The following is a 13,236-nucleotide window of genomic DNA, read 5'->3' on the forward strand; positions in this document are numbered from 1 at the left end:
TAAATTTTACACTCTTCCTGCGTCTGCAAGGCTTTCAGCCACAGTTCCCATATTTGCTCCCTTGTTTTTGGTGTAATTCCGGTTAAGAATACGTGTCCATTTTGTTGCGATGAGAGCCCACGCTGTGAGTGCCCAGATTTTTGAAACCGATGCCACCCACCCGCATTTGACCCGGCTTATTGCAGAGCTGGACGCGTATCAATACCCGCTTTATCCGCCTGAATCTTTTCAGGGGATTAACATCACTGAGCTTGATGAAGGTGAAATTACCTGTTTCATGGCGAAGGTAGATGACGACTGGGCCGGTTGCGCCTGCCTGTATATTACCCGACAGGGGCTGGCTGAGATGAAACGGGTTTATGTAAATCCTTTGTTTCGCGGGCAAGGTATCGCATCACTGCTGATCGCCGCAATGGAAAAGAAACTGAAAGCGCTGGGACACCGGGAGCTGTTTCTGGAAACGGGCGTGTTTCAGGAAAAGGCCATTACCCTGTATGAGAAACTGGGTTATTCACGGACGCAGGCGTTTGGGGATTATCAACAGGCACCGGATCCGCTCAGTGTTTATATGATGAAAGCGGTGGCATAAAGCGTTACAGGCAGGAAAACAAATATCTCCATAACGCTGCCTTCTGACAGTGTTATGGAGACGCGAAAAGCCATTACATCAAAACGTTGCTTTTCGTTGCCGTGAGATCATTAGAAGGAATAACCCACTTTTTGAAGGTGATAACAAAGTGTTCTTTGCCCTTAGTGATTTTCGCACCCCGGTCACCGCATTCCAGCGCGAGTTTAAAAAACTCATCACTGTTAATATTAAAAGCCAGTTCGACTTTTTTCACTATACCGGAATTAAGCAGGTCTTCGGCTTCGTGCAATGATTTGGCCTGAATGACTGACATAAATACCTCGTGAGGACAGATTGGATTTGTGTTTGCCCCAATAGGTTATTTCACTTTTGTTTCGTAATTATGACAGTCTTGTGAATATTAAGAATTTTGCCCATTCATTGCACAAATAATGTTCATTCCGTGCAATCCGTCACATCTAGCTGAGACGAAAATGTTTATCCGGCACTGGCGTATCCGGCAGCTGCGTCTGGTTGTTCATCTCACGCAAGTTAATCTCGATATTGGTACACATGGCATCCATCGGCAGGTGGTTATTGGCATAAGCAAATGGCATTTCCAGCTCTTCCGCCAGCGTGTCCAGCGACAGGAAGGTGTAGGAAATAAAGCCCGACACCAGCAACGTCATGTAATGCAGATCAACGACCAACGCGAACGGCAAAAGGCTACAGAATAAATAGACCGTCCGGTGCAGCAACAGACCGTAAGCAAACGGGATCGGCATACTGACAATGCGCTCGCACCCGCCAACCACCTGAGAAAGCTGTAAAAGTGTGGTATCCATGTGCGCATACACGACATCTGACAGCTCGCCGGTCCGGCGACGTTCGGCCAGCCATTGCGAAAGCCGCAGCTGCACCATGTTGGTTTGTGCGCGGCGCGACAGAATGTCTTCGGCATCCTCACCCAGCAAACGTTCCAGATCAGGACGCGGATCGCTGTGGCGCAACTGATGTTTAAGACTGTAACAAAATGCCAGCAACAGTGCTGTCACACGCTGCGCCTCACCCGGACATACCGCCATCACCTGACTTTGCAACGTACGACAGGCAATCAGCAATCCGCCCCACAGCTGCCGGGCTTCTGTATAGCGTGAATAGGCCACGCTGTTTCGAAAGCCAAGGAAGATTGCGATAGACACCCCGAGCAGGCTGAAAGGCGCCAGCGTGAGCTTAACGCCCAGCGTCTCGTACCAGGGCAGACTGAGGATAGCAGCCAGTGACATCAGCAAATTGAGACTCAGACGGAACAAAATACTGGGCAGGACGGAGCCATGCCAGGCGAACAAACGCAAGAACCAGTGACGGGGAGGACGGATTATCATTTTGAGCAGGTGCTTTATGCAGGTGAAGCGATTTTTTTTGCGATTCTTGCAAATAAACCTGCACATGCAAAGGACAATTTTGTGACATTGGTAACATTTTTTCTTGAATACGCTTACAACACATTACGTTGCAATAATAACGTAACTAAACAATTTGCAACAATTCTCCTCTGCCCCTCACGTTGTGGTTACTTCGTGCCGATAATAGTATTGAGCCGCAATTCTTGTATTCACTGAATGATGTTCATTTTCGCCGCAGTGCTTCAACTGCCGCTATAGTTTGAAAATCCGCTTCAGTATATGGCGACAGTCCACGGCGACCTTCCAAATACATTGAAGGATAAGGGCTTTGACAATTTTACTTATTTCTCTGGTTATCTTTATTCTGCTGGCAGCGCTGGTGGCATGGAGAGTAATGAAATCAGCGGCTAAAGACGCTGAGGACGATTATTAATCGTTTTACCGCCTTGTTTTTCTAATACCGGTTTTAAGACATTTGTTTTTAAAAATCAAAAACACCAAATTGTGTGGAAATAAATCCTTTTCATTCCCAAACACAAATAAACTGCCCCCGCTAACCCCTTCGGATTACAGGTACAATTTAATTGATTTCATTGTGAAATTTGAAAACCTGTTTATTTACACCGACATGTTCATCACATCCTGATACGCCGCCACCAGTTTGTTTCTGACCTGAACCCCCAGTTGCAGTGAAATTGACGATTTTTGCAGATCGACCATCACATCGTTCAGGCTGACGCCGGGAACGCCCATCTCGAGCTTTTCAGATTCCAGTTTCGCGTTGTTCTGCGTTTCGCTGATCTTGCCTAATGCCGCTTTTAATTCGCTGGCGAAACCCGCTTCTGATGCCGTATCGGTCTGCCGTGCCGCGCCTGCCTGAATGGCAGTGGCCTGCATCTGCTGTAAAACGCTCTCAATGCCTTGAATTGACATGTTTTCTCCGTCTGTCGGGGTGTCACGGTACAAATGGCCTATTTCATGGAATGACACCCTATCACATCAGTTTTTTCCTAAACGCGGTAATTGAACCTAAAAACCATGGCTTATCGGGCCATTAACTTTGCCTTGAGGGGCAAATAATGGCTCACCTAGAAAATAGGCCTGCCTTTACGGAGGACTGAAAAATGTCACGCTTCAACGATTGCGCCACCTGGGAGTCTGTTTTGTTAAGAGACAACATGAACACCACCATCCAACAGCTAAATAGGGATCTTGTATGAGTTCCGCAATAGCCGGCGCAGAAACCCCTCGAAGCGGTTTTACTGCGTTGCTTAATCGCCTGCGCGCCAACCCAAAAATTCCTATCGCCATCGCTGCTGCGGCCGCCGTGGCTATTGTTGTTGTGATGATGCTGTGGGCCAAACAGCCCACTTATAAGGTGTTGTTTAGCAACCTCGGTGACCAGGATGGCGGTGCCATCGTCACTCAGCTGACTCAGATGAATATCCCTTATCAGTTTTCTGATAATGGCGGCGCACTGCTTATTCCTGCTGATAAAGTGTATGAAACGCGTCTGAAACTGGCGGCTGCCGGTTTGCCAAAAGGTGGCGCTGTTGGTTTTGAACTGATGGATCAGGAAAAGTTTGGTATCAGTCAGTTCAGCGAGCAGATTAATTACCAACGCGCACTGGAAGGTGAACTCTCCCGCACCATCGAAACTCTCGGTCCGGTGTCCAGCGCCCGTGTGCATTTAGCTATTCCTAAGCCTTCCCTGTTTGTCCGCGAACAAAAAAATCCTTCCGCTTCCGTAACGCTGAACCTGCAACCGGGTCGCGCGCTGGATGACGGTCAGATCAACGCCATCGTTTATATGGTGTCGAGCAGCGTTTCAGGATTGCCTCCGGCTAACGTCACCGTGGTAGACCAGAGCGGTCACCTGCTGACGCAATCCGATAACAATGGCCGCGACCTTAATGCTTCCCAGCTGAAATACGCCAACGAAGTGGAAGGCCGCCTGCAACGTCGTATCGAATCCATCCTGCAACCGGTGGTCGGTAACGGTAACGTTCACGCACAAATCACCGCGCAGATTGATTACGCCAGCCGCGAACAGACGGATGAAAATTACCAGCCGAACGGCTCGCCGGATAAAGCAGCAGTGCGTTCGCGTCAGTTAAGCACCAGTGATCAGACTGGCGCAACTGCTGTGGGTGGCGTGCCGGGCGCGCTGAGCAATCAGCCAGCACCGGCTGCAACCGCGCCGGTGACCAATCCGCCAGCGGCTAATAATGCTAACGGCGCACAGAATCAGGCCGGTAATAACGCGCAGAACACTGCCAGCAATACCAGTTCTTCCGGTCCGTCTAACCGTCGTCGTGATGAAACCACGAACTATGAAGTGGATCGCACCATCACTCACACCCAGCACAGCGCCGGTGCCGTTCAGCGCCTGTCTGCGGCAGTCGTCGTTAACTATCAGGTTGGTACGGACGGCAAAGCCAAACCGCTGACTGACGATCAGCTGAAGAAAATTGATGATCTGGTGCGTGAAGCGATGGGCTTCTCGCAGGAACGCGGCGATACGCTGAACGTGGTGAATACACCGTTCAACGAAGCGGCCGACGACACCGGCGAATTGCCATTCTGGAAACAACAGGCGTTCTTCGATCAGTTACTCAATGCCGGTCGCTGGTTACTGGTGCTGATTGTGGCCTGGCTGCTGTGGCGCAAGATGGTTCGTCCGATGCTGCGCAAACAGCAGGCAGAGAAAGATGCCGCAGCGGCAGCCGCTCTCGCCGCGTCCCTGCCGCAGCCTGAAGGCAGCAAACCGGTCAAACTCAGCAACGACGAGCTGGAGAAACGTAAGCGTTCACAGCAACGCGTCAGCGTCGAAGTGCAGACTCAACGTGTTCAGGAGCTGGCCGATAAGGATCCTCGTATCGTCGCCCTGGTTATCCGCCAATGGATGAGTACCGAACAACCATGACTATGACCGGAACCGAAAAAAGCGCCATTTTAATGATAACCCTGGGCGAAGACCGCGCGGTTGAGGTGTTCAAGCACCTCTCCCCTCGCGAGGTCCAGCAAATCAGTGGCGCGATGGCCAACATCCATCAGATTTCTAACAAGCAACTGGCGGAAGTCCTTAACGAGTTTGAAGACGAATCCGAGCAGTACGCGGCGCTGAGCGTGAACACCAGCGAATACCTGCGTGCGGTTCTGACCAAAGCGCTCGGCGAGGAACGTGCGTCGAGCCTGCTGGAAGACATTCTGGAATCGCGCGAAACCACCAGCGGCATGGAGACACTGAACTTCATGGAACCGCTGATGGCTGCCGATCTTATCCGCGACGAGCATCCGCAGATTATCGCCACCATCCTTGTCCACCTCAAACGGGGTCAGGCGGCAGATATTCTGGCGCTGTTCGACGAGCGTCTGCGTAACGACGTCATGCTGCGTATCGCCACTTTCGGCGGTGTCCAGCCAGCGGCGCTGGCGGAACTGACCGAAGTGCTGAACAACCTGCTCGACGGCCAGAACCTCAAACGTTCGAAGATGGGGGGTATTCGTACTGCGGCAGAAATCATCAACCTGATGAAAACGCAGCAGGAAGAAGCGGTTATCGAAGCCGTTCGTGGTTACGACGGCGAGCTGGCACAGAAAATTATCGACGAGATGTTCCTGTTCGAAAATCTGGTGGACGTGGACGACCGCAGTATCCAGCGCCTGTTGCAGGAAGTCGAAGGCGAATCGTTACTGGTGGCACTGAAAGGGGCGGAACAGCCGCTGCGCGACAAGTTCCTGCGCAACATGTCCCAGCGTGCGGCCGATATCCTGCGCGACGACCTGGCGAACCGCGGTCCGATGCGTATGTCTCTGGTCGAGAACGAACAGAAAGCTATCCTGCAGACGGTGCGTCGTCTGGCAGAATCCGGCGAAATGATGGTTGGCGGCGGCGAGGACTCCTATGTCTGATAACCCGATGTCCGACAAACCTGCGCCGGAAAAGAAAACCGCTGAAGAGCGCAACGCCGAACGTATTAATGCCTTGCCGTGGCAGCCGTGGAGACCGGGCGACCTCGCAGTCCCTGTTTTCACCAAACCCGATGAACCTTTGCTGGCTGACAGCGAAGAGGAGCCGGACGACGGACAACCCAAACTTCAGGTCGATCAGAACGAATTGCTGAATCTGCAACGTCGCGCTGAACAGCAGGGTTTCCAGCAGGGTCTGGAAGCCGGTCAGAAACAAGGCTACGCCGCCGGTTTCCAGCAAGGTCAGGAAGCCGGACAGCAACAGGGTTTGCAGGAAGGCCAGCAACAGCAGGCCGTACTGACTGAGCACTGGCAGCATATGGTGTCGGATTTCCAGCAAACGCTGGATGCCCTGGACAGCGTGATCGCCTCGCGACTCATGCAGATGGCGCTGACCGCTGCCAAACAGATTATTGGTCAGGCACCGATTTGTGACGGTTCTGCCCTGCTTAATCAGATTCAACAGCTGATCCAGCAGGAGCCGATGTTTAAAGGCAAACCGCAGCTGCGTGTCAATCCAGCCGATTTCGAGCGCGTCGAGCAACAGCTTGGTGCCAGCCTGAGCATGAACGGCTGGCGTTTGCTGGCCGACAGCCAGATCCACAGCGGTGGCTGCAAAGTCAGCGCGGAAGATGGCGACATGGACGCGTCACTGGCTACCCGCTGGCATGAACTGTGCCGTCTTGCGGCACCGGGAGATCTCTGATGACCGCCCGCCTGAGCCGCCTGCTGAAAACGCTTGATGACGCGGAAAAACGCATGGCCCGCACGCCGTCGGTTCGCCGTTATGGCCGTCTGACGCGGGCAACGGGTCTGGTCCTTGAAGCCACCGGCCTGCAGTTACCTTTGGGCGCAACGTGTCTGATTGAGCGCCACGACGGGCCAGCAGTGCAGGAAGTTGAAAGTGAAGTGGTCGGCTTTAACGGACAAAGTCTGTTCCTGATGCCACTGGAAGAAGTCGAAGGGATTTTGCCAGGTGCGCGGGTTTATGCCCGTATCGCCGCGGATGGTCAGAGCGCAGGCAAACAACTGCCGCTGGGGCCGCAGTTGCTGGGCCGCGTGCTGGATGGCAGCGCCAAACCGCTCGATAGTTTGCCGCCGCCGGACACCGGTTATCGTGCCGCACTGATTACGCCACCGTTTAACCCGCTGCAACGTACACCGATCACCGATGTGCTGGACGTCGGCGTGCGCGCCATTAACGCCCTGCTCACCGTCGGTCGCGGTCAGCGTATGGGTCTGTTCGCCGGTTCCGGCGTCGGTAAATCCGTGCTGCTCGGCATGATGGCGCGCTACACCAAAGCCGACGTGATCGTCGTCGGGCTGATTGGTGAACGTGGCCGTGAAGTCAAAGATTTTATCGAGAACATTTTAGGTGACGAAGGTCGCGCCCGTTCGGTGGTTATCGCCGCACCGGCTGACGTTTCCCCTCTTCTGCGTATGCAGGGTGCGGCGTATGCCACACGTATCGCCGAAGATTTCCGTGACCGCGGTCAGCACGTGTTGCTGATCATGGATTCCCTGACTCGTTATGCGATGGCGCAACGTGAAATCGCGCTGGCTATCGGTGAACCTCCGGCCACCAAAGGCTACCCGCCTTCCGTGTTTGCCAAACTGCCTGCGCTGGTTGAACGCGCCGGTAACGGCATCAGCGGCGGTGGTTCGATCACCGCGTTTTATACCGTACTGACCGAAGGCGACGACCAGCAGGATCCGATTGCTGACTCTGCCCGCGCCATTCTTGACGGGCACATCGTGTTATCACGCCGTCTGGCGGAATCGGGACATTACCCGGCGATTGATATCGAAGCATCTATCAGCCGTGCCATGACATCGCTGATTGATGACGCGCAGTACGGGCGTGTGCGTAATTTCAAACAACTGTTGTCCAGCTACCAGCGCAATCGCGATTTGGTCAGCGTCGGCGCTTACGCCGCAGGCAGCGATCCGATGCTCGACCGCGCGATAAAACTGTATCCGCAAATGGAGAACTTCCTCCAGCAGGACATCATGGAACGCAGTACCTACGAAGACGCCTGTCTGGAACTGAATATGTTGTTCCCGGGCTAACTTTTTAACCGATAAAGGTAAATCAGATGGAAAACGCATCACCATTGATCACCCTTTGTTCTCTGGCGCAAAAAGCGCTGGATCAGGCCACCAGTCATCTGGGGCAAATCAGGCAGTCACATCATCAGGCTGAAGAACAGCTCACCATGCTGCTCAACTATCAGCGTGAGTACCGGGAAAAGCTCAATACCACCATGACCGGCGGGATTGCGGCGAATACCTGGCAGAACTACCAGCAGTTTATCGGCACGCTGGAAGTGGCGATTGATCAGCACCGCAAACAATTACAGCAGTGGGATCAGCGGCTTAACGCCGCCGTAAACCAGTGGCAGGACAAGCAGCAACGGCTCAATGCCTACCAGACGTTGCAATCCCGCGCCAGTGAGCAACAGCGTTCTCTGGAAAACAAGCTCGATCAAAAACAGAACGATGAGTTCGCCCAGCGCAGCGCACACAGGAAGAAACAATCATGAATCTGAATATTTTGCCTGCTGCCGTGACCACGGCAAAGACCACCGCGAGCGCGGCGTCCGGCAGTTCATCATCAGCAATCGCTTCTGCGGCTGACGCATCAGCGATCAGCGATAGCACGGCAACTTCGCCGGCCGATTTCGCCAGCCAGCTGGAAACCCAGCTCGGCTCGAAACTCGACCCTAAACTGACCAGCACGTTAGCCAAACTCGGTCAGCAGATTTCAGCCAAAGGCGAAACTGTCGATAAAGCCACGCTGACTCAGGCGGTGACCACCGGCGAAAACGACGGCACTCTGATGCTTGATGAAAGTGATTTGAGCAAAATGATCGCCGCCATTCAGGTATTGCCGAATGGCAGCCTGAAAGGCAGCGATGCATCGGCGGTAAAAAACGCCGGGCTGAGCGATAAAGACAAAGACAGCAAAACTGACGATGCCAATACCTTGCCGTTGCAGGCGCTGTTCGCGCAGTTAGCCGCGCAGCAGCAACCGGCACAGCAGGTGCAAACCGCCAGTGCGGTGGTAACGCAGACCCCCAGCGATGACGCCACCAGTGCAGACAAAAAAAGCTCGCTGCTTTCCGGTCTGACCGCGTCTTCTTTACTGACCGGTGAAGGTAAAACTGCCGTCACCGATACCGATCCGAAAGCTGCCACTGCTGCGAATACGACGACCGCGTCATCACAACATGCCGCCAGTAAAGCCACGACCGCAAATACACCTGATTTCAGCAGTGCGCTGGCTTCAATGAGCGCCGCCAGCGGCAATGCCGCAGCGTTACAGCAGAACGACAGCAGCGCGCTGGATAACAGCACGCAGTCGCTGAATCAGCTGAACACCGCGGCGGTTGCCGTTTCATCTGCGCCGGTTTCCACCACGCCGACCACCACCACCGCGGTTACCGCCCCGTCTACCCCCGCTGCTCAACGCACAGCTCGGTACGCCGGAATGGCAGCAGCAGCTCGGTCAGCAGGTGATGATGTTTAACCGTCAGGGACAACAAACCGCTGAACTTCGTCTGCATCCTGAAGATTTAGGTTCGATACAAATCAGCATGAAGATTGAAAACAATCAGGCGCAGCTGCACTTTGTCTCTGGCCACAGCGGCGTGCGCTCTGCCATTGAAGCCGCGTTACCGGATCTGAAAACGGCGCTGGCCGACAACGGCATCAGCCTCGGTCAGAGCAGCGTCGGCAGCGACAGTTCGCAGTGGCAACAGGCGCAGCAGCAAAGCGGTCAGTCCGGTTCACAACAGGGGAATGCGGCCAGCTGGGCAGCATTTAATGGCGGCGGCACGACATCTGCCAGCGACGCCCTGCCGGTTCCGGCGTCTATCGCCCAGCGGATAGGTGGCAACAATAGCGTGGATATCTTCGCATAATCGTTACCTGATGTTTCAGCCCTGCCTGTGCGACCTTAATTCAAACGGCAGAGCTGACCTTATTTTTCCCGCCTATTCTGACTATTGAACAACAGGATAAGCGGGATAATCATTGTCAGAATTGACTCAGCAGCTTCGCGGTTCCCTCGCAACTCTGCTCATACTTACAGGAAATCGCCTCATCCATGTCTGACTCTGCTCTCTCGGCGTCGCGTAAGAAAAAGCGCCCGCTAATGATGATTCTGCTGTTACTGATTGCCATCGGAGCCTGTGGTGCAGCCGGTTACGCCTGGTGGATGTTGCATAAACAGCCCGTAACTGCAGCGCAGGCTGCACAAGCGAAGAAGAATGAACCGCCTGCGGCCCCTATTTTCCTGGCGCTCGACACCTTCACCGTTAACCTGCAAACGCCGGATAACGACCCGGATCGCGTGCTGTATATCGGCCTGACCTTGCGTCTGCCGGATGAAAAGAACCGCGCTACGCTTAACGAATATCTGCCTGAAGTCCGCAGCCGTTTGCTGTTGCTCCTGTCCCGTCAGAAAACCTCTGATTTAGTCAGCGAAGCCGGTAAACAACAGCTGGTTCAGGACATCAAACAAGTTCTGGATGCGCCACTGGTCAAAGGTCAGCCCCCTCAGGTGATCAACGACGTGCTTTTCACTGCTTTCATACTGCGATAAACAAATTATGGGCGACAGCATTCTTTCACAGGCCGAGATCGACGCGCTGCTCAATGGTGACAGTGACAGCGCACCCGATAATACGGCAACCGCACAGGCCGCCGCGGCTGATGACGGCGTAAAACCTTTTGACCCCACGACGCAACGCCGCGTTGTTCGTGAGCGGTTGCAGGCGCTGGAAATCATTAACGAGCGATTTGCCCGTCATTTCCGTATGGGGCTGTTTAACCTGTTACGCCGTAGCCCGGACATCACCGTAGGGCCGATTAAAATCCAGCCTTACCACGAGTTTGCCCGCAACCTGCCGGTACCGACTAACCTCAACCTGATCCACCTGAAACCCTTACGTGGCACCGCTCTGTTTGTGTTTGCGCCAAGCCTGGTGTTTATCGCGGTGGATAACCTGTTCGGTGGCGATGGCCGTTTTCCGACAAAAGTGGAAGGACGCGAGTTCACCCACACTGAACAGCGGGTCATCAAACGCATGCTCACGCTGGCACTCGATGCCTACGAAGATGCCTGGAGCGGTGTTTACAAGCTGAGCGTGGAATATGTCCGTGCGGAATTGCAGATCAAATTCACCAACATCACCTCTTCCCCGAACGATATCGTGGTGACCACGCCGTTCCACGTGGAGATCGGTGCGCTGAGCGGTGATTTCAACATCTGTATTCCGTTCAGCATGATCGAACCTTTGCGTGAGTTACTGACCAATCCGCCGGTCGAAAACTCACGTAATGAAGAAAGTCAGTGGCGCGAAAATCTGGTCACTCAGGTTCAGCAATCAGAGCTGGAACTGGTGGCGAATTTCGTCGAAATTCCGCTGCGCCTGTCGCAGATCCTCAAGCTTCAGCCGGGCGATGTTCTGCCGATTGAAAAACCGGATCGTCTGATTGCCCATGTCGATGGTGTGCCCGTGCTGACCAGCCAATATGGCACCTTAAACGAACAATACGCCCTGCGCGTTGAACATTTGATCAACCCAATTTTAAATTCTCTAGATGAGGAACAGCCCCATGAGTGACACCAATAAACCGTCTGACGCCGGATCGGATAACGTTGACGATTTATGGGCTGATGCGTTTAACGAACAACAGTCTGCGGGCGGCGCGAAAGCGTCAACTGACGGTGTTTTCGCCGCGCTGGGTGCCCAGGACGGAACCGGCAGTTTGCAAGATATCGACATGATCCTCGATATTCCGGTGAAACTGACCGTGGAATTAGGTCGCACCAAAATGACCATCAAAGAACTGCTGCGACTTTCGCAGGGTTCGGTGGTGGCACTCGACGGTCTGGCCGGAGAGCCGCTGGATATCCTGATCAACGGCTATCTGATTGCCCAGGGTGAAGTGGTTGTGGTCGCCGATAAATACGGCGTGCGCATCACCGACATCATCACGCCATCCGAACGTATGCGTCGTCTGAGCCGCTGATGAGCCAGAATACCGCGACGGATTCTCCGTACATTTCCGGCCCGGTAAACCATGCCACCACGCAGGCAGCGCCTCAGGCAATGCCCGCCGGTTCTGTGCTGACGCAGGTCAGTTCCGTGCTTGGCGGCATTCTGTTGCTGATCCTGTTTATCGGCTGGGTGGTGAAGCGCGCCGGTTTCGCGCCACAGTCGAAAAATAACAAGCTGCTGAAAGTGACTGCCAGCGTGCAGGTCGGACGCAGTGAGAAAGTGGTGATTGTTGAAGTCGATAACACCTGGCTGGTGCTGGGCGTGACCGCGCAAAACATCACCCCGCTGCATACCCTGAGCGCGCCGCCGGTTGAACAGACGCCGGATTCAGGCCATCCCAATAACGCACCCGCTGATTTCCGTCAGCTGATGCAGAAAATGTTGAAACGTCCGGGAAAGCAGGCATGACTCTGTCCGTCGTGAAGAAAATAATGAAATCCCCCCTTACCTTTTGCCTGCCGCTGCTGCTGTTAATCAGCCCGTCGCATTCGCGCAACTGCCGGGGATCATCAGCCAGCAGATGTCCAACGGTGCACAAAACTGGTCACTGCCGATCCAGACGCTGGTATTTATCACCACGCTGACGCTGTTACCGGCAATGCTGCTGATGTGTACCAGTTTCACCCGCATCATTATCGTGCTCGGCCTGCTGCGCAATGCGCTGGGTACACCCTCTGCCCCGCCAAACCAGGTATTACTGGGGCTGGGTCTGTTTCTGACCTTTTTCGTTATGGCGCCGGTATTCGACAAAATTTACAGCGATGCCTATCAGCCGTTTACGGAAAACAAAATCACCATGCAGGAAGCGATGGACAAAGGCGCTCAGCCTTTACGCCAGTTTATGCTGCGCCAGACCCGTGAAAGCGACCTTGCGCTGTATGCACGACTGGCGAACATCCCTCCGCTGGCGGGTCCGGAAGCGGTGCCGATGCGTATTTTGCTGCCGGCCTACGTGACCAGCGAACTGAAAACGGCGTTCCAGATTGGCTTCACCGTATTCATTCCGTTCATGATTATCGACCTGGTGGTCGCCAGCGTACTGATGGCCCTCGGGATGATGATGGTGCCACCTGCCACCATCTCGCTGCCGTTCAAGCTGATGCTGTTCGTCCTGGTCGATGGCTGGCAACTGCTGCTCGGATCACTGGCGCAGAGTTTTTACAGTTAATTCAAAACGCAAACTTAATGGGCGTTTTTGCTCCTCCCCCTGCGAAGGGGGGAG

At 54.1% G+C, this 13,236-nt stretch carries 17 protein-coding genes; 14 read left to right on the forward strand and 3 right to left on the reverse strand.

Features of this window, described 5'->3' with window-relative positions:
• The first annotated feature begins 124 nt into the window (after window positions 1-124).
• Window positions 125-589, forward strand: a complete 465-nt coding sequence (locus UC15_RS24730; protein WP_112291776.1) for a GNAT family N-acetyltransferase — start codon at window positions 125-127, stop codon at window positions 587-589.
• 73 nt (window positions 590-662) lie between these two features.
• On the opposite strand, the gene UC15_RS24735 is transcribed toward UC15_RS24730, so the two are convergent.
• Both UC15_RS24735 and UC15_RS24740 read right to left on the reverse strand, forming a co-directional pair.
• On the reverse strand, window positions 663-902 hold the full coding sequence (locus UC15_RS24735; RefSeq protein WP_112291778.1) for a hypothetical protein: 240 nt from the start codon (window positions 900-902) through the stop codon (window positions 663-665).
• A 145-nt stretch (window positions 903-1,047) separates the two neighbouring features.
• Window positions 1,048-1,953 (reverse strand): bestrophin family protein, encoded by a 906-nt coding sequence (locus UC15_RS24740; RefSeq protein ID WP_112291802.1) that lies wholly within the window; start codon window positions 1,951-1,953, stop codon window positions 1,048-1,050.
• Between UC15_RS24740 and UC15_RS25820 the strand changes: the two genes are divergently transcribed.
• Window positions 1,903-2,190 carry a hypothetical protein gene (locus UC15_RS25820; protein ID WP_198659767.1) on the forward strand — a complete coding sequence of 96 codons (288 nt, stop codon included), beginning with the start codon at window positions 1,903-1,905 and terminating at the stop codon, window positions 2,188-2,190. The genes UC15_RS24740 and UC15_RS25820 overlap by 51 nt on opposite strands.
• Window positions 2,191-2,592: 402 nt before the next feature.
• Here the strand turns inward: UC15_RS25820 and fliE are convergent, their stop codons facing one another.
• A complete protein-coding gene (fliE, locus tag UC15_RS24745; RefSeq protein ID WP_112291780.1) occupies window positions 2,593-2,907 on the reverse strand; it encodes a flagellar hook-basal body complex protein FliE in 315 nt (104 codons plus the stop codon).
• Window positions 2,908-3,190: 283 nt separating this feature from the next.
• Between fliE and fliF the strand changes: the two genes are divergently transcribed.
• The 12 genes from fliF (at window position 3,191) to fliP (ending at window position 13,182) form a co-directional block, all read left to right on the forward strand.
• A complete protein-coding gene (gene fliF / locus UC15_RS24750; protein ID WP_112291782.1) occupies window positions 3,191-4,900 on the forward strand; it encodes a flagellar basal-body MS-ring/collar protein FliF in 1,710 nt (569 codons plus the stop codon).
• Entirely contained in the window at window positions 4,897-5,889 is a 993-nt protein-coding gene (fliG, locus tag UC15_RS24755; RefSeq protein ID WP_112291784.1) for a flagellar motor switch protein FliG, read from the forward strand. The genes fliF and fliG overlap by 4 nt, the downstream gene beginning before the upstream one ends.
• Window positions 5,890-5,896: 7 nt before the next feature.
• Window positions 5,897-6,652: a flagellar assembly protein FliH gene (fliH, locus tag UC15_RS24760; protein ID WP_198659766.1), complete on the forward strand. Its 756-nt coding sequence runs from the start codon at window positions 5,897-5,899 to the stop codon at window positions 6,650-6,652.
• Window positions 6,652-8,016 (forward strand): flagellar protein export ATPase FliI, encoded by a 1,365-nt coding sequence (fliI, locus tag UC15_RS24765; RefSeq protein ID WP_112291788.1) that lies wholly within the window; start codon window positions 6,652-6,654, stop codon window positions 8,014-8,016. Before fliH ends, fliI begins: the two co-directional genes overlap by 1 nt.
• 26 nt (window positions 8,017-8,042) lie before the next feature.
• Entirely contained in the window at window positions 8,043-8,489 is a 447-nt protein-coding gene (gene fliJ / locus UC15_RS24770) for a flagellar export protein FliJ (RefSeq protein ID WP_112291790.1), read from the forward strand.
• A complete protein-coding gene (locus UC15_RS24775) occupies window positions 8,486-9,475 on the forward strand; it encodes a hypothetical protein (RefSeq protein WP_232829990.1) in 990 nt (329 codons plus the stop codon). Before fliJ ends, UC15_RS24775 begins: the two co-directional genes overlap by 4 nt.
• A complete protein-coding gene (locus UC15_RS26125) occupies window positions 9,465-9,869 on the forward strand; it encodes a flagellar hook-length control protein FliK (RefSeq protein ID WP_232829991.1) in 405 nt (134 codons plus the stop codon). The genes UC15_RS24775 and UC15_RS26125 overlap by 11 nt, the downstream gene beginning before the upstream one ends.
• 185 nt (window positions 9,870-10,054) lie before the next feature.
• A complete protein-coding gene (gene fliL / locus UC15_RS24780) occupies window positions 10,055-10,552 on the forward strand; it encodes a flagellar basal body-associated protein FliL (protein WP_112291792.1) in 498 nt (165 codons plus the stop codon).
• Window positions 10,553-10,559: 7 nt separating this feature from the next.
• Window positions 10,560-11,576, forward strand: coding sequence for a flagellar motor switch protein FliM (gene fliM / locus UC15_RS24785; protein WP_112291794.1), 1,017 nt, complete (start codon window positions 10,560-10,562; stop codon window positions 11,574-11,576).
• Window positions 11,569-11,985, forward strand: a complete 417-nt coding sequence (fliN, locus tag UC15_RS24790; RefSeq protein WP_112291796.1) for a flagellar motor switch protein FliN — start codon at window positions 11,569-11,571, stop codon at window positions 11,983-11,985. The genes fliM and fliN overlap by 8 nt, the downstream gene beginning before the upstream one ends.
• A gap of 80 nt (window positions 11,986-12,065) precedes the next feature.
• Window positions 12,066-12,422 carry a flagellar biosynthetic protein FliO gene (fliO, locus tag UC15_RS24795; RefSeq protein WP_232829993.1) on the forward strand — a complete coding sequence of 119 codons (357 nt, stop codon included), beginning with the start codon at window positions 12,066-12,068 and terminating at the stop codon, window positions 12,420-12,422.
• A gap of 28 nt (window positions 12,423-12,450) precedes the next feature.
• Window positions 12,451-13,182, forward strand: coding sequence for a flagellar type III secretion system pore protein FliP (gene fliP, locus UC15_RS24800; RefSeq protein WP_232829994.1), 732 nt, complete (start codon window positions 12,451-12,453; stop codon window positions 13,180-13,182).
• Window positions 13,183-13,236: the final 54 nt, after the last annotated feature.

Source organism: Rahnella sp. AN3-3W3, from assembly GCF_003263545.1.
Lineage (GTDB): Bacteria > Pseudomonadota > Gammaproteobacteria > Enterobacterales > Enterobacteriaceae > Rahnella > Rahnella variigena.